The organism is Symplocastrum torsivum (assembly GCF_059505465.1).
This window is the reverse complement of record NZ_JCACKQ010000001.1, coordinates 80303-99702: the sequence shown is the minus strand read 5'-3', so window position 1 is coordinate 99702 and position 19400 is coordinate 80303. Positions and strand designations below refer to the sequence as shown.

The following is a 19400-nucleotide window of genomic DNA, read 5'->3' as shown; positions in this document are numbered from 1 at the left end:
TCTATATTTATTTGGTACTTTTTTAGTTTTGAATCCTCTACGAGTTGTGGTGATTGGTGGCGGTGCTGCTGGTTTTTTTGGGGCAATTGCCTGTGCGACTGCCCATCCTCACGCACAAGTCACGTTATTAGAAGCTGGGCATCAACCCTTATCTAAGGTTCGTATTTCTGGTGGCGGACGCTGCAATGTCACCCATGCTTGCTTTGACCCGGCTGCCTTGGTGCAATACTATCCCAGAGGTGGTAAAGCCTTGCGTGGGGCGTTTTCACGATTTCAACCCAAGGATACGGTTGCCTGGTTTCAGTCTCATGGTGTTCAGTTGAAAACTGAGGCAGATGGGCGGATGTTTCCCGTTACTGATAATTCAGAAACGATTGTCGATTGTTTGGTAAAGGCAGCTAATGAGGCTGGGGTAAAACTTCGTGTAGGTACTGCGGTGAAGTCTGTCAGACGGCACTCCATACCAACTCAAGGGGAATTTGAGATTGAGTTGAAAACAGGTGAGATTGTAAAATGCGATCGCCTTCTCCTCGCGACTGGTAGCAATCCTCAAGGACACCGCTGGGCGAAAGACTTAGGTCATACGGTCGAACCTTCTGTCCCCTCTCTGTTTACCTTTAATATTCCAGACCCTCGTCTAAAAGATTTAGCAGGAGTTAGTGTTAATGATGCCCGCCTACGATTACCCGATGCACCGTCTACTTTGAATGAGCAAACAGGGCCCTTACTCATCACCCATTGGGGTGTGAGTGGGCCTGCTGTTCTCAAGCTTTCTGCTTGGGGGGCAAGATTCCTGCATGATCAACACTATCAAACCCCCTTACTGATCAATTGGCTTCCTCAGTACAACCAAGATAGCCTTCGTAAACTGCTGCTAGCGGTTAAGTCTCAGTTGCCTCAACGCCAAATCACAGGAAGTTGCCCGGTTCCTATCCCCAAGCGCCTTTGGATGAGTTTGGTTACTCATGTTGGTATTGGTGCAGAGGAACGTTGGGCCCAAGTCTCGAAGAAAGCGCTTAATCAACTGATTCAAGAACTCAATCAAGGGCGATACTTCATTAAAGGGAAGGGTGTTTTTAAGGAAGAGTTTGTCACCTGCGGTGGCGTGAGTTTAAAGGAAGTGGATTTCAAAACGATGGAAAGCCGTAAGTGTCCGGAGCTTTACTTTGCTGGAGAAATTCTCGATATTGATGGCGTTACAGGTGGGTTTAACTTTCAAAGTGCTTGGACAACGGCATCGTTAGCAGGTCAGGCGATGGGAACGATGCTGGTGGCAAATTAAAAACCTAACCCCTAACAGAACCGCACTCTCCTCTCCTCGTAGACTACCCTATATAAACAAATCCTCCGCTTCAAGTTTGAGACCGCTCAGCCCCCTAAATCCCCCAATTCTGGGGGACTTTGAGGAGTTCGGAAGCCCCCAGAATTGGGGGTTGGGGGCAGATATCCTTGTACCTTTACAAGGCTGGATTTACAAAATTAGGATGCTCTTGGCGGTACAATACTGGGCGACTGTAAAGGTTTAGCGACTTGCAGATAGGCTCTCAATATTCATCTTGAAACTTCTGGGCGAATAGGGCGTCTTAGCGGTTCAATTAATGTGTAAATATTGCAATGAAGTTTAGCGAAATTGCCGAAAAACTGAGCGATGCGACCGATCGCAATAGTCTAACTAGCAACCCAGAATTTAACCCAGAAATTACTGGAGTTGCACCAATTGAACACGCTTCTGGCGATACTCTCAGTTATATCGAAGGAGCTAAGTTTGCCGCTATGGTGGGTAAGACAGCCGCAGGTGCTTTGATTTTGCCACGGGATGAAGCCCTACAAGCACAAGCGACACAAAGAGGTATGGCTTGGATTGCTGTATCTGAACCCCGGTTAGTTTTTGCAAAAGCGATCGCACTTTTCTACAAACCCTTCCACCCGACACCAGAAATCCACCCGACTGCTGTCATTCATCCTTCTGCTGAGATTGGTAAAGATGTTTACATCGGCGCCCATGCCGTGATTCAAGCGGAAGTGAAAATTGGCAATGGCGCTTGGATTCATCCCAATGTCGTGATTTATCCTGAAGCCGAAATTGGCGATCGCACTATCTTACACGCAAATTGCACCATCCACGAACGCTCAAAAATTGGCTCAGATTGCGTAATTCATAGCGGTGCTGTCATCGGTGCAGAAGGCTTTGGCTTTGTCCCTATACCGACAGGCTGGTACAAAATGGAACAATCTGGTTGCACAGTGCTAGAAGATGGTGTCGAAGTCGGCTGTAATACTACCATTGACCGCCCTGCCGTTGGTGAAACACGAGTTGCCCGGAATACAAAGATTGATAACTTAGTGCAAATTGGTCATGGGTGCGAAATTGGCGAAAATTGTGCAATGGCATCACAAGTCGGTTTAGCGGGTGGTGTGAAAGTCGGCAACCGTGTGATTCTTGCAGGTCAAGTGGGAATTGCAAATCAGGCGAAAATTGGAGATGGTGCGATCGCGAGTGCGAAAGCTGGTATTCATAATGATGTAGAACCGGGTGCGATTGTCAGTGGAATCCCCGCCCTTCCTCACAAACTATTTCTCAAAGTTGCTGCCGTTTATAGCCGCCTCCCGGAAATTTATCAAACTCTCAAGCAGCTACAGCGACAGATGGAAGCCAAGAAATAATACTAATTGAATAGGCGTAACTCAACAAAACGAGTTTTCCTACCCCTTCAGCGAGAACCTAAAGCTTAGTCAGTTTCCAGCTACAGAGGGATTGGTAGATTGTTGTGAATTGATAAATTTAGAGCATAAGAAATGGAGCTTTAAATAATGCAACGTTCAAATTCATCTAAATCACTTTTGTCCAAAGTTGTTGGAGCTAGTGTTCTCGCTGCTAGCGTAGCCTTTGTTCCCTTCACTCTACCCGCTACCGCGCAAACCAACACCGCTCCTGATACGACCACAACTACGGATCAAGGTGTTCAAACAGCCGAATATGAAGATGAAGATAGTTTTGACTGGGGCTGGTTAGGTTTGCTCGGATTGGGTGGTCTTGCTGGTCTTGCTGGTCGTAAGCGCAATGATGATGTACGTTACCGCCAAGCTGATGATGTGCGGACTACTAACTACGGCCGATAAAACAAGGAAAACGAATAACTTTTTGGGTGTCAGATTTGGTTGATTAGTGGTTTTTGAAATAGACAAGGATCTTACTGGTGGATATTAAATGTCCACCAGTTTTTTCATTGCATTTAATTGGGGGTTTTTATGAGGCTTCTGACTGCAATTCATCCAGACGCGCCAGCACCTCTGTACTATGAATCGCTGGTCTTACCCCAATATAAATTTCTCTTAAAATGCCTTCTGGGTCAATGATGTAGGTGTGGCGTAGAGAGACGGAACCAAGCCAAGAACCATATGCTTTACTAACTTCTCCATCAGTATCAGCCAACAGAGGAAATTTCAGACCTTCAGAATCACAAAATTCAGCATGGGACTCTACATCGTCTGCACTAACACCGAGAATTTGCACGTTTCTATCTGTATATTTTTGCAAGTCTTGCTGAAACCGACGCGCTTCTAAGGTACAACCAGAGGTGAAATCCTTGGGATAGAAGTAGAGTACAACCCACTTACTCCGATAGTCCGAAAGTGACACCTCACCATCACCTGTATTAGTCGGTAGGGTGAACTCTGGTGCGGATTGATTGAGAGGAGGTTGTTTCCCGCCGAGGGCGTTAGCAGTTGGCGTGAAGTTCAACCAGGCAAGGAAGGCGAGACAGCTAGCAAAAAGAGTGGTTAAAAACGTGCGTCGAGACATCATGGTGAATTCGGAGCGTTTTACTTTACATAAGTTTACAATCTATCAGCTTTCAGCGGTCAGCTTTCAGCTTGGATAGGACTTACGCCAATTGCTCGTTTAAACACTATTCGTAGTAGTAGGGTGGGCACCATCGACAGGTAGAGGTTCTGCGTAAGTCCTGTTGGAGTTAGAAGTAATCTCTTAGTGAACGGTATACAAAAAGCACTGCGTCCAGTCAATTACTGGCTTTTAGCCATTTCAAGCTCATCAAACTTTCTTACTGAATCTGTAAAATAGCAACAGTAAAAAATAGGTTAGAGCCTGATTTAGAGGGAAAAGTGTGAAACCACTAAATGTGAAGAGATTCTACAACGCTTGTAACCCTGGTAAGACCCTAAATATGGGAAACCCAGACGACCAGAAGTACTACATCAATTTTTCTTCAGTCCGGGGCGGTGAAATCGTTGAGGAACTGGGGCAAACGATTCTGCTGTCTGATGAGTCAACCTGCCAGTTGTTTACAGGACACATCGGCTGTGGTAAGTCTACTGAATTACTCAGATTGAAAGAAGAATTGGAGGAACAGTCGTTTCATGTCGTTTACTTCGAGTCATCTCAAGACTTGGACATGGCGGATGTTGATATTAGTGATATTTTACTTGCGATCGCACGACAGGTGAGTGAAAGCTTAGAAGATGTTGGCATTAAGCTGAAGCCTGGATATTTTTCTAGTTTGTTTGGTGAAATCTCAAACTTTTTGCAAACCCCAATTGATTTTTCTTTGGGGGCAGAGTTATCGCTAGGGATTGCTAAAGTTACAGCTCAAACTAAAGAAAGTCCTAAACTTCGCAACCAATTACGGGATTATTTAGAGCCTAGAACTAGTAATATTTTAAAATCAATTAATGACGAACTACTTGCCCCTGCAAATGAAAAACTAAAGCAACGCGGGAAAGAAGGACTAGTCGTCATTGTTGATAATTTAGATAAAGTCGATAATACAGCAAAACCTTGGGGACGACGACAGCCAGAGTATTTATTTATTGACCGAGGTGAGCAATTAAGTCGCTTGAGATGTCATGTGGTTTATACGATTCCCTTAGCTTTAATGTTTTCTCCTGAATATGGAAAACTGCAAAGTAGTTTAGGCAGTGCTAAGGTATTACCAATGGTACCAGTGCAAGCACGTCAGGGGAATAACTTTGAAGTTGGCATAGAGTTACTACGACAACTGGTACTAACTAGAGCCTTTCCTGACTTACCTCACCCTGAACGACTCAATAGAGTCACAGAAGTTTTTGATAGTATTGAAACTCTAGATCGATTGTGCTGCGTGAGTGGTGGTCATGTGCGAAACTTACTACGGCTACTGCATGAATGTATTCCAAAAGAACGTCCTCCTCTTTCACGTATCTGCTTGGAAGGTGTGATTAAACAACGCTGTAATGAGCTAACGTTAGGCATTAAAGATGAAGACTGGGAGTTACTCCGTCAAGTTAGACAAATTAAGAAAGTAAGAGGCGAGGAAGGCTACCAAAGTCTGCTGCGAAGTCTATTTGTATTCGAGTACCGTGATGCCGATGGTTCTTGGTTTGATATCAATCCAGTTTTGGCAGAAGCTAAAGAGTTTAAGTCATGAATGACTTGCCTGAATCTGAAGATATTGCAGCTTTTAACGAAAAGGCTTTACAGACACTTGCCAATAAGATTGAGCTAACGGAAGGCTTCTCGCTAATTTTGGTGCGCTGCAACTATGCTAGTGTGCGATCGCGTATGGTTTCCCTACTACGAGAAATCTGTTCGGTTGAAATCCGTGAACTTGTCTTAGAGGAGTCTGTTAAAACACTCTACACCACGATTCAATCCGCTCTTGGCGAGGAACAGCCTGATGCTTTAATGGTGTTTGGCTTGGAGGCAGTTAGCAACATTGACAAAGTTTTAGTTTCTGCCAATTTAGTACGGGATGAGTTTCGCCGTAATTTTCTTTTTCCCGTTATCTTGTGGGTGAATGATGAAGTTCTGCAAAAGTTGATTCGATTAGCCCCAGATTTAGAGAGTTTTGCTACTACAACTGAATTTGCGATCGCAACAGATGAACTCATCGATACGATTAACAAAAGTGCTGATGATGCCTTCAAGAAAATCTTAGGCGCTGGTGCTGGGAAATTTCTCGATAATGCTGTGCTTAATATCGCAGTTGATTCACGTCATCGTTCAGAATTAGAGTCAGCTTTAAGAGATTTACAAAGGCGGGTAAAGCAATTAGATCCAGAGCTAGAAGCTAATCTCCAATTCCTCCTTGGACGAGATGCACAAGCGAATGGAAAAATGGAAAAAGCTGGACAATACTATGAGCAAAGTTTGGCATTTTGGAAACATAGTGATTGTGTAGAACGACATGGGGGATTGTTATTCTATCTAGGCTTATGGTGGCGGCGATATGCGGTTTTACATCGTGCTGAGTATCGGCAAGCTTGCCTACAAGCTAAGACTTTCTTTCAGCAGTGTATTAAAGTATTTCAACAGGGTAATCGTCCTGATTTAGCAACTAAGTTTATTAATGCCTTAGGAGAAGTTTTAACACGATTAAAGGAGTGGGATGAAGTAGAACGTGTTGCCAAGGACTCAATTCACCTGCATCAAACTTATCGAGATAAAAGTCACCTTGCTTCTTCAGGTTATGCTTATGGGCTTTTGGCTGAGGTTGCTCTCAAAAAATCGAACTGGAGCGAAGCAAGAAATTATGCGAAACTAGCACTACAAAAAAATGCTGAACCAGAAGTCGTTACTCATATTTTAAATGCAAACAAAGATTGGAGCTGGGCATGGCAACAGTATCAAAGTCTATATCTGTTATTACTGGCTCAATCTCAACAACACCTTGGTCAACAGCAAGAAGCGCTAAGTAATTTAGAGAATGCAAGACAAGAGTGTAATCCTCAATACGATCCACAGCTTTATATTCGCATCTTAAAAACCTTGCGATCGCTTTATTTCAACCAAGGTGAATACCTGAAAGCATTTGAAATTAAGCAAGAACAACGCTCTATCGAAGCGCAGTACGGTTTCCGTCCTTTTACAGGTGCAGGAAGCTTGTTACCTCTAAAACGAGTAACGAATCCTGCCTTACAGACAGCAGATATAGATGTAATAGCACGAGAGCGAATTACGGCAACAGGACAACACCAAGATATTAGTAACTTAATTGAAAGAATATCGCGCAATGACCACAAACTGATTGTAATTCACGGAATGTCAGGAGTGGGGAAAAGCTCACTATTGCGGGCGGGATTAGTGCCAGATTTGAAACAACGAACAATAAGCGATCGCAATGTCTTACCTGTTCTCTTAAGACGAGTCATTTATACGAATTGGGTCAAGGAATTAGGCAGGCAGCTAGCAGAAATATTAGCGGAAAACGAAATTAGAACACAAAGTAATCAGGAAGAAAATTTTAGCCCCGAATCCTTTGATTCTCAAGAGCTAAAGCTTGATTCAATAGAGGCAATTATTGAACAGTTAAGAAGAAATGTAGAGAGTAATCTCCTAACTGTTTTGATTTTTGACCAGTTTGAAGAGTTCTTCTTCATTTGTACTAATTTATGTGAACGGCAGCAATTTTATGAATTTCTTCGAGTTTGTCTGAATCTTCCGTATCTAAAAGTCATTCTATCCTTACGAGAAGATTATTTACACTATTTACTAGAGTGCGATCGCTATACAAATTTAGATGTTATCAACCAAAATATTTTAGATAAAAATATCCGGTACTATTTAGGAGACTTTTCTCCAAAACGTGCTAAATCAGTAATTCGCGAATTAACAGAGCGATCGCAATTCTACTTACAACCCGAACTCATCGACCAATTAGTGCAGGATTTAGTTGGAGAATTGGGAGAAATTCGCCCAATTGAGTTGCAGGTAGTAGGAGCGCAACTGCAAACAGATTACATCACAACGCTCGAACAATATCATCAGCTAGGGAGCAATCCTAAAGAAAAACTGGTTCAGCGTTCCCTTGAAGATGTTATCAAAGATTGTGGTGCTGAAAATGAACGTGCTGCTCGTCTAGTTTTGTACTTACTAACCAATGAAAATGGGACTCGCCCTCTCAAAACTCGCGCTGAGTTGATAGCAGATTTAGAAGTATTGGGCTTTGAGTCAGAGACAAAGCAATTAGATTTAGTCCTAGAGATATTAGTCGGTTCTGGACTAGTATTTTTGGTGCCAGAATCTCCAGCTAACCGTTATCAACTTGTTCATGACTATCTGGTTGCCTTTATTCGCCAACAACAAGCACCTGACTTGCTAGAAGAACTGGTAGAAGCGAAAGAGAAACAGAAGCTAACAGAAGCACAACTGAGACAAGCACTGCGGGAGAAAGAAGAGGTACTGCGCTTAGAACAGCAGGAACGCAAGCGGGCAGAAATTGCGGAGATTGAAGCGTTAAGTTCACTATCGCAAGCTTTGCTTCTATCCCATGATCACTTGGGAGCATTAGTCGCTGGTATTAAGGCAGTTAAAAAATTAGAAGCCATGGAAGCGCTAGCTGATCTCAAGATTAGGACAGTAGATAGGCTGCGGCAGACAGTCTACTCTGTGAGAGAGCGTAATCGCTTTCATGGACATAGGGAAGCTTTAAAAAGTGTCTGCTTCAGTCCAAATGGTCAGATGCTTGCTTCGGCTAGCAGTGACCGCACAGTGAAGCTTTGGGCATTGGATGGCACAGAACTGCAAACCTTTCACGGGCATAACGACAAGGTTTTTACTGTCAACTTCAGTCCAGATGGTCAGATGCTTGCTTCAGCGGGTGATGATTGCACAGTGAAGCTTTGGGCATTGGATGGTACAGAAGTGCAAACCTTTTACGGGCATAGTGACAAGGTTTTTACTGTCAGCTTCAGTCCAGATGGTCAGATGCTTGCCTCAGCTAGCCTTGATACCACTGTAAAACTCTGGCGTTTGGATGGGACACAAGTGCAAACCTTTCACGGGCATAGCGGTTCAGTCAGTAGCGTCAGCTTCAGTCCAGATGGGCAGATGATTGCCTCGGCTAGTTTTGACCGGACAATCAAACTCTGGCGTTTGGATGGTACACCAGTGCAAACCTTGCGCGGGCAAAGTCGTTTCTTTGACATCAGCTTTAGCCCAGATGGTCAGAGGCTTGCTGCGGCTAGTAGTAACCGGACAATAAAAGTTTGGCGTTTGGACGGTACACAAGTGCAAACCCTTCAAGGACATGGCGACAAGGTTTATCAGATTAGCTTTAGTCCCGATGGGCAGATGCTGGCTTCGGCTAGCCTGGACACAACGGTAAAACTCTGGCGTTTGGATGGAGATGGTACAGAAGTGCAAACCTTTCACGGGCATAGTGATAAGGTCAATAGCGTCAGTTTCAGTCCCGATGGTCAGATGCTTGCCTCAGCTAGCGGCGATCGCACAGTGAAACTTTGGTATCTCAATAGTCAAGAATTACAAATATTTCATAAACATTGTAGTCCGGTCAGTAGCGTTAGCTTCAGTCCGAATGGTCAAACCCTTGCCTCGGCTAGCAGCGATCGCACAATAAAACTCTGGTGTTTGGATGGCACAGAACTGCAAACCTTTCGTGGGCATAGCGATTTAGTGGGTAGTGTCAGTTTTAGTCCCGATGGTCAACTGCTTGCCTCAGGTAGTCGCGATCGCACAATGAAACTCTGGCGTTTAGATGGCACAGAATTGCGAACGTTTCAGGGGCATAGTGATTGGGTTAGAAGCATCAGCTTTAGTCCCGATGGTCAACTGCTTGCCTCAGGGAGTAGTGACAATACAATAAAACTTTGGAGTTTGGATGGCACAGAACTACAAACCATTCACGGGCATAGCGATCGGGTTTATAGTCTCTGCTTCAGCCCCGATGGGCAGATAATTGCCTCAGCTAGCACCGATCGCACAGTAAAACTTTGGAGTTTGGACGGCACAGAACTACAAATCTTTCGAGGACATACCAATAAGGTCTGTAGTGTAAGCTTTAGCCCTGACGGACAAACAATTGCCTCCGCTAGTGATGACCAGACGGTGAAACTCTGGCGTTTAGATGGCACAGAACTACAAACTTTTTATGGGCATAGCAGTTCAGTCTTTTGTGTCAGATTCAGCCCAGATGGTCAGACACTTGCTTCAGCTAGCCGCGATCGCACTGTGAAACTGTGGCGTTTGGATGGTACAGAACTACAAACCTTTCAGAAGCATAGCGATTGGGTTTGGGACGTTAGCTTTAGTCCTGATGGTCAGACACTTGCCTCAGCTAGTCATGATTCCACAGTAATGCTAATTAGGTGGAATTTGGGTTTAGAGGATTTACTCGTGCGTGGCTGCAACTGGCTTAGAGATTATCTAAAGACTAATCCGAATGTGAGCGAAAGCGATAACCCTTGCGGGATGCTTCGCTAGCGCACTCTGGTGCGATAGTATTTGCCCCCCTCCATAAATAGGAATCTACTCTTCCACCACTTCAATCAGGTCTTCAATCATCACATCAAACGTGCGAGCCAATTTTTGCAGCGCTGTCACGTCAACTGTGGCTAATCCAGGAGAACGGGCATAGGTTCTGAGAGTGCTATAAACAACCCCTGAGCGCTCAGAAACTTCCTTTAGTGTCCAACCTCTCTCTTCAGCGAACTCACGAATCCGCAATCTAACTAAGCCCATTTATATATTGACAAATGACTTATATAAGTCATTTAATAAGAATGTCCCAAAAGTAATCGCCCTGCTGCCTAGTAAACGGAAGGGCGATTACCAACTATCCCCAAATAAATTGGAGGCAAACACCATGATATCAAGACCGCAGCCGCTCTCATGCGCTGTAACTAGTTTTGCTGAGATTGCAGCAAGAGGGAGGGGTACATGACCTACAAAGACAGACTGTCTCCCTGGTGTATAATCCGCCATCTCCCGAATTCGCAACGATTAGTGGTTGGTCGTTCGCGTCGTCGTAATGATGCCGAAGAACACCTCCGACTACTGAAGCGGATGGTACCCAATAGCGACTACAGTATTATTTTTGACCCGATGCTTGATAATGCTGATGCTTCTGCTGATAGCAAACAGCCTCCTGAAGAGACTGCAACCCTGATCTAAATTACTGGAGGAGTGGAAAGAGCGATCGCATTTCTTAGGTAAGGTGCGATCGCTCTATTGATTCATCTAACTTCTCACAGCCAATGGTAATTTGTACCAGGGAAGATGAGGATATTCATGATGTTCCCAGTGGTACCCAAAGTGATAGCAAGTTACAAAAGACCAGAAGATAGAATAGTAGCTACTTTTGGCACAATGACGATTGGTATAACCAGCTTTAGGTCGCCGATGAGGTAAGAAAATACCGAAGTAAAACAACTGAATAGAACTCAAGAAAAGCGGTAAAAGCCAGAACAGGATGAGATTAATCATCGGGATATGTAGCCCCCAAAGCAGTGAGTAAAAGATGATGCTCATGCCAATGAGTAAAACCCAAGCTTGTTTACCATCTAAGTACTCTTTCATGAACTTGACATACCAAAAAAACGGGTTGTTTTGTCCTCGTTCACAAAAATCCGGGTCTTTTTCACTCGAAGGAAAGCGGTGATGTAACCTATGCTTTTCTGAAAGTGTTTTGTAAGGCAACAGCACATACAATCTTGCTGCAAGAGAGCCAATAAAATCGTTGATTTGGCGATTTTGAGGAAAGATAGTCCCATGTATCGCGTCGTGTGCCGTAATGAATATTCCTGTATGGAGAAATGCCCTCCCAAGTACAGCAGGTACTATCCAAATCAGAGGAATCTGAGAAACATCGATAGAAAGAAGGACGATCAAACTGCTTAACCATAAGAGGATTAGTGTAGAAGCAATAAAGATTCCTAAAAAGGGGTCAATTAGTGAGTGGATTAGCCCCTTTGTCGGGAAAATAGCATTTCGCATAAATCTAAGCTAAGTAGAATAAAGTGTATACTTTTCCAAATTATTGTAGCTTTTTGTTAACAAACCCTGTCTAAGGGCGCATTCGACTGTAATCAAATGAATGATTTTGTGAAGAGCGCTAAGGTAAACGCGATCGCATTAGCCCAATAACAACGAAAAGCTTTGCTAGTGTTAAAAGGGAGACACTTGTCCAATTACTCCTGTGGATATAGTCAATGTCTGGTAATTCTTCCCCTCTGATTCAAACACTGACCCCAGAACGCTGGGCTGGCTGGAGCATGGACTTCATTGGGGCAGGTGTCACAGGTTTATTAGTTAAAAATGGTCGGCTGGTACGGACATTAATTCCGGGGCGTCATTTCAGCTTTGCCCTGCCCTTCCTGGAACAATGCCAACTGGTTTTGGTAGATACCAAGGTTCGGAACCTAGAGATTGTGTCTCAGGGAGACTTTTTATCCCGCGACCAGTACTTGGTTAATGTTTCCCTGAATGTGATGTACCAAGTCGTGGATGCGAAGCGGGTTGCCTTGGAGTTATCCGACCCGATTGCCGCTCTGACAAGTGCAGTTAAGGATAATCTGGGAGTTGCAATTGGTCAGATGCGTGTCGAACAATTAACAACTCATGGACGAGTGCAAGTCCGGCAGTACCTACTCGACCATTCGGAAGTATCCTACGCCTTAGGCTTTGCCTTAGAAGATGTGCGAGTGAGCGATATCAGCTTCCCTCAAACTCGTGGAATAATTCGTCAGGTTGAGGGATTGAGTGCCCGTCAGGAAGCCGAACACGAAGCCGTGCTGAAAATGCAGATTGCACAAGCGGGTCGTCCAGAAATCCCCTCACCCCCCGTACAGCAGGTAAACATTATTTCTGGTCGTGACCCTAACGCCCATGAACCTGCCCTCGGTGCCACTCTAGAAGCGACAACTTTTGCGATTGAAGGACAACCTGTTCAAGCAAGTCTGCCAGTTCGAGATAGACCGATGCTTGCCCCGACGGTGCTGGAGACAGGAGGAGTTGCCGAAGCTCGTCTGGTGCATCGGGTATCGGGTGCGATCGCCATTCTATCAACCAACCCCTTCACCATTGGACGCGAACCCAACAACACTCTCGTCCTTGATGATGTTCTGTGTTCGCGCAACCATGCCTTAATTAGCCAATTTACTGACCCACAGGGTAAAGTCCGATACCAACTAACGGATTTGAGCAGTTCCAATGGTACTTATGTTGGTGGACAACGGCTTGCTCCCAATCAACAATTCTGGCTGACTCCTGGAAATGTCATCAAAATTGGTACGCAAGAGTGGACGTTTGAAGCATAATTTCAATTTTGTTTAGATCTTAAATGACAGATTGAAGCATAAGCCTCAGAACTCTAGTAAATGGACGAGAATGCGAAGCAAGTCTTCGACATCAGCCGGAACACGATACAGGTTTAAGTCTTGGGAAACCTGACGGGTTTGTCGGTTGTAAGTCCCAAACTGCCAGATAGTTCCGGTAGAAACAGCCCCTTGCAAAACAGCTTGCTCTGAATCCAACCATTGATCCAGAGCAATAAATTCGACGGCTAACTGCACAAATCCGCGCTCTAAGTCTTCATTTTTTGCCTCTATAACCACTACAGTTTGCTGAGTTTGCAAGAAATAATCGAGAGAACCTTTTAACTGATTGCTAACCGCAACAGGGTACTCAACATTCAAAGTTGCTTGGGTATAATGCAGAACATCTGTCAGGACAGGAGCAATCAAGAATTCCCGGCGAGCTGCTTCACTGGTGAGAGTAAGCCGGGGTAGGCTCTCTTCAATCCGCTGCTTCAAGTCAATAAGGCGATCGAGGTGGCGTTCAGACCGGGGAAAGTCGAGATGCTGTTTTTGAAGGGTTGCATCAAAGTATGCCAGGATGTCTCGCGGGGCAAAGTTTAGTTTGAAGTAGTCAGCAAAAGTGTAGGACTGACCTGGCTGAATGATATTAGCTCTGGACATGGTAGTTTTCGTTGTTGGTTGTTTGTTATTTGTTGTTTGTTGTTGGTTGTTTAGTAAAGAAGAAAAATAACTAATAATAAACAACAAATAACACTTTACTTGTGTGGTATTAGTCAACTTCTACGCTTCCAAAATGCCGCGACTCGCTCCTCCCATTGCTGTAATAAAGTCTGCATCACTTCAGGCTCAAACCAGAACACTTCAGCAGGTAGTCCTGGAATTGCTACAGCAAGCATCGTATGCTCCAGGTTAATATCATAGTCTTGGTAATAATGATTTACAGCACTACAATAAGCCGCAATTTGCAGGGGATAATCGTACAAACGCTCTACTGAACCTTTAGGTTTGTCCGCAGTTTTCCACTCACAGATACAGGGAATATTCCTAAAGCTAGCCACACAGTCCACTCGTCCTGCATAGCCCAAGTCATAGTTGAAAACGGTGCCTTCTATCAACCTGACATGGCTGATATCTTGCAAAATCGGTTCTATGCTTTGCCAGTAGGGTTGAATAGCATCAGGACAAGGAGAATCTTTGCCTTCGAGATAGCGTTGAATTTGCTTATGGGTTCCTGTACCACGTCGCGAAGCCGCTCCCGAAATTTGCTTAGCTTCAGCTACTCCAACTCGTTGTTGCCAATTGAATAACCTGTCTCTATCCTCTTGCGGTTTAGTAGCGTTAAGAATGGTTGTAACGCTCGGAAGCTTTGCACCCTCGGCATCAACGTAATATTGCTTGCCATTCTCTCGCACCTGTTTAGCGCTGAGGTGAGGGAGGAGTTGAGTATCGGAACGCATTGATTTAGTGTATTCCCTATTCAATTAACTAATTGCAAGTTAAAAGGGCAGCTTACCGCACTTTCAGAGTTCGTAAGCGATTGATTGCAGCCGCAAGCTCAAAGTGGCGGAAGAGTACCAAGTCTCCTTGAGGGAAGTGAGTTAGTATATCTAATCCCTGTCGCTCAATATCGACCATGACGCGATCAAGAATTTCTGGCAACGTGCTATGCCCATTGACATAGTGCCGCTTAGCATACACTATAGCTTCTGCGATCGCTCTTAATTGTCCCGTTTCCACAATCTGCTCTACTGCCGATAAGTCAATCTCCTGGGTACCAAATACCACTTCGTCTACATCTCGGACTTTCAACTTGACATCCCGTTGACCGCGACTAGGGTCGATACTCTCTGGTAAGGGTACACGGGGAGTAATTTGCCCAAACTGTTCGCCACCTTCGGGAGTGCGTTCTGTACTGTTAGCTTTAGCGATCGCTTTTGCCTTCTCGGTAACATCACTAGGTTGGAAGTTTTCCATCGCAATCACTGTATCCGCGACATCAAAGTAATCGCCACTCCCACCCATCACCAAAATTGTCGAAACACCGTAGTCTGTATATAGTTGTCGCACCTTGTCGATGAACGGTGTGATCGGTTCTTTGTCTTTAGCAATCAACTGCTGCATTCTGCGATCGCGAATCATAAAGTTAGTTGCTGCCGTATCTTCATCTACCAGCAGTAACTGTGTCCCAGCTTCTAGTGCCTCCATAATATTTGCAGCCTGGGAGGTACTACCACTGGCATTTGTTGTCGAAAATTCACGAGTAGATCGATTTTGGGGTAACTGGTTAATAAACGGTGAAATATCGACACTCGCGATACTGCGTCCATCTTCAGCACGAATCTTCACTGCTGCTAGCTGAGTAACAACCAGTTCTCGACCATCATTAGGAATATGGTTGTAGACTCCGAGTTCAATTGCTCTAAGTAAAGTGGACTTGCCATGATAGCCACCGCCAACGATTAGAGTGATACCCGCAGGAATCCCCATACCAGTAATCAAACCCCGATTCGGACAAGTGAAATCGACTCTCAACCTCTCTGGGGATTGGAAGGCTACCGCATCATTGAGCAAAGGTTGTTCATCAACACCACTACATCGAGGCAAAATTGCACCATCAGGAATGAACGCTACTAATCCTCGCTCATCCAATTGCTGACGCAACCAGTCTGCATCTTCAACCGTTTCGACATGATGCAGAATTGCTGTTGCATCTAGCGATCGATACTTGATAGCTTGGTCAACAATTTGGAGAATATCATCGCACAGCATTTGGGCTGCCTGTCGCCCTGCAATACTTCGCCCACGCGCTGGTAAGCCAACAACGAAGCGCACTTCTACTAATTCATCCGAAATAAACGCAGTGGTACGCTCAAGTACAGATTGTCCGACATGAGCGATCGCAATTAGTCCACTATTACCCGTATCCCGACGACCACTAATGTCCTGTGCAGTATGGTAAAACGAGCGAGTTAGGTAATCTCGTAAGGCAACTTCACGAGATGGGGTTTGATATAGCTGAGGAGGAAAACCCGCAACCGACTGCGGTAGCTGTACTCGTACTTGACTGGGAGTAGCGAAAGGGTCACCCTGAACACGGTCAATAATTAGAGTGAAATCAGGAAACTGGTAACTTCCTTTGATATCTTTATAAGCTTTGTAACCACGACCATCCAGTTGCAGGAGTAGTTGGCGCAGATTCTCTCGATTCGTCATGAGTCATTGGTTATTGGCAATGGGAAAGGGACAACTGACCACTGACAAAAAACCAGACTATCGCAAACTCACCGAAATGTCCCTCAACTTAAAACGATGAACCGGGTTGCTTGAGAAATTCGGCTTCTTCTGGAGTTGTCTCTCGACCAAGAATCTGGTTGCGATGGGGGAAGCGCCCAAAACGCTCAATTACTCTCAGGTGGCGGTAAGCATAATCAATTACCTCACGCATTTCAGGTTCATCACCTAGTTGTTCGCACAACTCAACGCACCGATGCTGATCTGCAAGATTTTCATTGTGTTCAAACGGTAGGTAGACAAACCAACGTTGCAGTTTAGGCAGCTCTTTGTCAAAGCCTTGAGTAACCATGTGTCTTGCATAAGCAAGCGCTTGTGGGTCAGTAGCAAAGGCTTGGGGTTGACCACGAAACATATTACGAGGGAACTGATCGAGTAGGATAATCAGCGCGAGACAGCCTTGAGGTGTTGCCTTCCAGTCGTCTAGTTTACCTGCTGCGGCTTGGTTGTGAACGTTGAGAAAACGCGATCGCACTTCATCATCAAACTCTGGGTTTTTGGTAAACCAAACTTTCCGGGACTTCCCATAATCCGCCTCATCCGGCTTACCAAACCAAAACTCTAGAATTGCCTCGGCTTGCAACATCAACCCTTCCTATTACCATCCGCTCCCACTTGCTTCACCAATTAGTGTAAAGGCTGCCCAGTTGATGGGTTGGGGATATTGTTTCATCGTTGTCAGCATCGCGCTTCTCAACGCTTGAGCTTTATCAGTATTGAGGGCAAGCTGACGATAAAACTCGGTCATTAATAAAGCCGTGGCAGTATCAGGCAGCGCCCACAGAGAGACGATCGCACTTGGCACCCCAGAGGTAATTAAAGAACGAGATAGCCCAAGGACACCATCACCTGTAATCTTTCCCTGTCCCGTGTGACAGCCACTAAGGACAACCAACTCCGCATTGAGCTTTAAGTTTAAGATTTCTCCAGCCGTGAGGAAGCCATCGTCATTCTCTGAGGGAGCCAGCGCGATCGCACCTGGTACACCTAATTCCTTAATGTCATCAAGTAACCCATGTGTCGCTAGGTGAACTAGTCGCATTTTGGGCAGTTGCTGCACAATCTCAACTTTGGTAGCTTGATCACCAATTACAGCTTTTGTGTTTAGTAGAGTTGCGATCGCATTGGCTTCCTCTTCAGAACCTGGTAATGGTGTCAATTGCTCAACCGTTTCCCCAAACTTGAGTGTTGGCATTGTGGGATTGCCTACAACTAAAACCTCCTTTCCTTGAAGCGGTTCCTTGTATTGTGTCTCTAAACGTTGCCGTTGTTGGTGTGTTAAATCCAGTACCTGAATTGCTGGAGCGGTCAAGATTGTATGCTTCTCAATTAGGTATTGACCCGAAGCATTTTGTAGTGCTGCAAAGGGTAATAAAAACAGGGATTCTTGGGGGATGAAAATGACACGCGCTTCAGGATTTGTCGGGAGAAACTCAGCAATTGGTTCAATTAGTAGTTGATGCAGTTGCTTTCTTGCCGCCTCTCCACGGCGAAGCCGAGGACCTTGCAATATTCTGCTAGTGTTAACGAGTTCATCTAAGGCTGTTAGAGCATTATCTGCTGCCTGTTTTTGCGATTGTCGTAAGAACTTGAGGTCAACTCGACGAAATGTTACTCTTCCAGTTGGCTGAACGACCCAAATCAACAGTTCAGATGGTTCACCTCGAAGCTTACCTTGAACCTTGAATGCTTCATCAGGAACAATCGAATATTCAACCAGTGTTGCTTGTTGTGTTTTAGCGATTTGTTGAATTTGCTCAATAGTTGGTGGCTTAGACTTTGCTGATTCTAGAGCCGCTTCTGGAGATAGGCGCTTTGCCAGCAATTCCACAAAAGCACGCGCTCTTCCCTGCTCCGAAATCTCTAAGGCGGCTTCAAATTTATCTTGAGCAATAAGGATTTGTTGCAGCAGGTTGTAGGTAAGAAATTGAGTATCAAAAATAGATATTTTCTCGGCATCCTCCAATCCTGGGCGGAGAGATTCTAGGACTTTCACCGCCTCTCGTAGTTTTTTCTCAGCTTCTTTGAGATTGCCGGAGTTGAACAAAGTATGCCCCAGGTTATTGAGAGCCAATCCCTCTGCACGGGGGTCACCGATTGACTGCGCGATCGCTAAACTTTGTTGTTGATAAGTAATCGCTGCTGCAACATCGCCTAAATCTGCATAGACTGCACCTAAATTACTCAATGCATCCCCTTCAAGCTGACGATCACTAACGTCTCTTGCGATCGCTAGACTTTCCTGATAATTTTTAATCGCTTGGTTGGTATCCCCTTGTGTATGGTAAGCGGAGCCTAAGTTGTTCAGTGTATATCCTGCTCTCTGTTGATCGTTAATCTCCTGCGTGAGCGCTAAACTTTGCTCGTAATGCTCAATCGCTTTGTCATAATCCCCTAATCTGGCGTAAATCGCACCGACATTCCCTAAGGCAGTCGCTTCTCCTTTGCGGTCGTTAAGTTCTCCTGCTATCGTCAAGCTTTGCTGAAAAGATGCGATCGCTTTTTCATAATCACCTAGGCGTTCGTAAGTATTGCCTAGATTACCCAAAACTTCCCCTTCTGCCTGACGATTCCCAGTTTCCCGCATGATAGCGAGAGCTTGCTGATGGGACTCAATTGCTTTGATATACTCACCTAACGCTTTGTAAGCAATACCAAGATTACCAAGAGCTTGTCCGATACTAGAGCGATCGCCTATTTCTTGAGCAACACTTAAGAACCTCTCCAGGACTTCAATTGCCGCTTGATTCTTTCCCAACAATAAGTAAGTAGCACCCAAATACCGTAGTACAATTCCCTCTTGATGAGGGTCTTGGAGTTGCTGATAGATTGCGAGTGCTTGCTGCCAAGACTCAACAGCCGCATCTAGTTGACCTTGCTGATACTGCTCAATACCTTGGCGAAATAGTTGCTCCGCTTGCGCTTGGCGGGGATGTTCTTGAGTTTGGACTGATGTTAGTGAGGATGAAAATACAACTGGGGGGCAAATCAAAAATGATAAAGCGATAGTTAGGAGGGTAACAGAGGCAGTGAAGCTAATTCCGTAGGATTGCATAGTG

15 protein-coding genes are annotated in these 19400 nt (G+C 44.9%); 7 read left to right on the top strand and 8 right to left on the bottom strand.

The window, feature by feature from the left end:
- The first annotated feature begins 28 nt into the window (after positions 1-28).
- The 3 genes from AC5JL3_RS00395 (at position 29) to AC5JL3_RS00385 (ending at position 3120) form a co-directional block, all read left to right on the top strand.
- A complete protein-coding gene (locus AC5JL3_RS00395; RefSeq protein WP_496072602.1) occupies positions 29-1282 on the top strand; it encodes a BaiN/RdsA family NAD(P)/FAD-dependent oxidoreductase in 1254 nt (417 codons plus the stop codon).
- Between the two features lie 332 nt (positions 1283-1614).
- Positions 1615-2664: a UDP-3-O-(3-hydroxymyristoyl)glucosamine N-acyltransferase gene (gene lpxD, locus AC5JL3_RS00390; RefSeq protein WP_496072601.1), complete on the top strand. Its 1050-nt coding sequence runs from the start codon at positions 1615-1617 to the stop codon at positions 2662-2664.
- A 147-nt stretch (positions 2665-2811) separates the two neighbouring features.
- Positions 2812-3120, top strand: coding sequence for a WGxxGxxG family protein (locus AC5JL3_RS00385; RefSeq protein WP_496072600.1), 309 nt, complete (start codon positions 2812-2814; stop codon positions 3118-3120).
- A 127-nt stretch (positions 3121-3247) separates the two neighbouring features.
- Here AC5JL3_RS00385 and AC5JL3_RS00380 read toward each other — a convergent pair whose 3' ends face one another.
- A complete protein-coding gene (locus AC5JL3_RS00380; protein WP_496072632.1) occupies positions 3248-3802 on the bottom strand; it encodes a peroxiredoxin in 555 nt (184 codons plus the stop codon).
- A 322-nt stretch (positions 3803-4124) separates the two neighbouring features.
- On the opposite strand from AC5JL3_RS00380, the gene AC5JL3_RS00375 reads away from it, so the two are divergent.
- Positions 4125-5423 (top strand): ATP-binding protein, encoded by a 1299-nt coding sequence (locus AC5JL3_RS00375; protein WP_496072599.1) that lies wholly within the window; start codon positions 4125-4127, stop codon positions 5421-5423.
- A complete protein-coding gene (locus tag AC5JL3_RS00370) occupies positions 5420-10216 on the top strand; it encodes a WD40 domain-containing protein (protein WP_496072598.1) in 4797 nt (1598 codons plus the stop codon). The genes AC5JL3_RS00375 and AC5JL3_RS00370 overlap by 4 nt, the downstream gene beginning before the upstream one ends.
- 45 nt (positions 10217-10261) lie before the next feature.
- Here the strand turns inward: AC5JL3_RS00370 and AC5JL3_RS00365 are convergent, their stop codons facing one another.
- Positions 10262-10474, bottom strand: coding sequence for a helix-turn-helix domain-containing protein (locus tag AC5JL3_RS00365; RefSeq protein WP_226572898.1), 213 nt, complete (start codon positions 10472-10474; stop codon positions 10262-10264).
- A gap of 198 nt (positions 10475-10672) precedes the next feature.
- Between AC5JL3_RS00365 and AC5JL3_RS00360 the strand changes: the two genes are divergently transcribed.
- Complete coding sequence (locus tag AC5JL3_RS00360) at positions 10673-10906, top strand: hypothetical protein (protein WP_496072597.1); 234 nt, start codon at positions 10673-10675, stop codon at positions 10904-10906.
- 66 nt (positions 10907-10972) lie between these two features.
- Here AC5JL3_RS00360 and AC5JL3_RS00355 read toward each other — a convergent pair whose 3' ends face one another.
- Positions 10973-11728, bottom strand: coding sequence for a fatty acid desaturase (locus AC5JL3_RS00355; RefSeq protein ID WP_496072596.1), 756 nt, complete (start codon positions 11726-11728; stop codon positions 10973-10975).
- Positions 11729-11943: 215 nt separating this feature from the next.
- Here AC5JL3_RS00355 and AC5JL3_RS00350 point away from each other — a divergent pair, with 215 nt between their 5' ends.
- The gene (locus AC5JL3_RS00350) at positions 11944-13050 is read left to right on the top strand and encodes an FHA domain-containing protein (protein ID WP_496072595.1); all 1107 of its coding nucleotides are present in this window, start codon (positions 11944-11946) and stop codon (positions 13048-13050) included.
- A gap of 45 nt (positions 13051-13095) precedes the next feature.
- Here the strand turns inward: AC5JL3_RS00350 and AC5JL3_RS00345 are convergent, their stop codons facing one another.
- From AC5JL3_RS00345 to AC5JL3_RS00325, 5 genes are all read right to left on the bottom strand, one after another.
- Positions 13096-13710, bottom strand: coding sequence for a hypothetical protein (locus AC5JL3_RS00345; RefSeq protein WP_496072594.1), 615 nt, complete (start codon positions 13708-13710; stop codon positions 13096-13098).
- A 113-nt stretch (positions 13711-13823) separates the two neighbouring features.
- Positions 13824-14507, bottom strand: coding sequence for a hypothetical protein (locus AC5JL3_RS00340; RefSeq protein ID WP_496072593.1), 684 nt, complete (start codon positions 14505-14507; stop codon positions 13824-13826).
- Positions 14508-14559: 52 nt separating this feature from the next.
- Positions 14560-16263, bottom strand: coding sequence for an ABC-ATPase domain-containing protein (locus AC5JL3_RS00335; protein WP_496072592.1), 1704 nt, complete (start codon positions 16261-16263; stop codon positions 14560-14562).
- Between the two features lie 88 nt (positions 16264-16351).
- Positions 16352-16927 (bottom strand): DUF924 family protein, encoded by a 576-nt coding sequence (locus AC5JL3_RS00330; RefSeq protein WP_496072591.1) that lies wholly within the window; start codon positions 16925-16927, stop codon positions 16352-16354.
- Positions 16928-16939: 12 nt separating this feature from the next.
- Positions 16940-19396 carry a CHAT domain-containing protein gene (locus AC5JL3_RS00325; protein WP_496072590.1) on the bottom strand — a complete coding sequence of 819 codons (2457 nt, stop codon included), beginning with the start codon at positions 19394-19396 and terminating at the stop codon, positions 16940-16942.
- Positions 19397-19400: the final 4 nt, after the last annotated feature.

What these genes read in the sequence shown, in the direction of transcription:
- AC5JL3_RS00380 (WP_496072632.1), bottom strand. Translation starts at nt 3,802, where the DNA reads ATGTCTCGACGCACGTTTTTAACCACTCTTTTTGCTAGCTGTCTCGCC.
- AC5JL3_RS00355 (WP_496072596.1), bottom strand. Translation starts at nt 11,728, where the DNA reads ATGCGAAATGCTATTTTCCCGACAAAGGGGCTAATCCACTCACTAATT.
- lpxD (WP_496072601.1), top strand. Translation starts at nt 1,615, where the DNA reads ATGAAGTTTAGCGAAATTGCCGAAAAACTGAGCGATGCGACCGATCGC.
- AC5JL3_RS00330 (WP_496072591.1), bottom strand. Translation starts at nt 16,927, where the DNA reads ATGTTGCAAGCCGAGGCAATTCTAGAGTTTTGGTTTGGTAAGCCGGAT.
- AC5JL3_RS00325 (WP_496072590.1), bottom strand. Translation starts at nt 19,396, where the DNA reads ATGCAATCCTACGGAATTAGCTTCACTGCCTCTGTTACCCTCCTAACT.
- AC5JL3_RS00365 (WP_226572898.1), bottom strand. Translation starts at nt 10,474, where the DNA reads ATGGGCTTAGTTAGATTGCGGATTCGTGAGTTCGCTGAAGAGAGAGGT.
- AC5JL3_RS00345 (WP_496072594.1), bottom strand. Translation starts at nt 13,710, where the DNA reads ATGTCCAGAGCTAATATCATTCAGCCAGGTCAGTCCTACACTTTTGCT.
- AC5JL3_RS00350 (WP_496072595.1), top strand. Translation starts at nt 11,944, where the DNA reads ATGTCTGGTAATTCTTCCCCTCTGATTCAAACACTGACCCCAGAACGC.
- AC5JL3_RS00370 (WP_496072598.1), top strand. Translation starts at nt 5,420, where the DNA reads ATGAATGACTTGCCTGAATCTGAAGATATTGCAGCTTTTAACGAAAAG.
- AC5JL3_RS00340 (WP_496072593.1), bottom strand. Translation starts at nt 14,507, where the DNA reads ATGCGTTCCGATACTCAACTCCTCCCTCACCTCAGCGCTAAACAGGTG.
- AC5JL3_RS00335 (WP_496072592.1), bottom strand. Translation starts at nt 16,263, where the DNA reads ATGACGAATCGAGAGAATCTGCGCCAACTACTCCTGCAACTGGATGGT.
- AC5JL3_RS00385 (WP_496072600.1), top strand. Translation starts at nt 2,812, where the DNA reads ATGCAACGTTCAAATTCATCTAAATCACTTTTGTCCAAAGTTGTTGGA.
- AC5JL3_RS00360 (WP_496072597.1), top strand. Translation starts at nt 10,673, where the DNA reads ATGACCTACAAAGACAGACTGTCTCCCTGGTGTATAATCCGCCATCTC.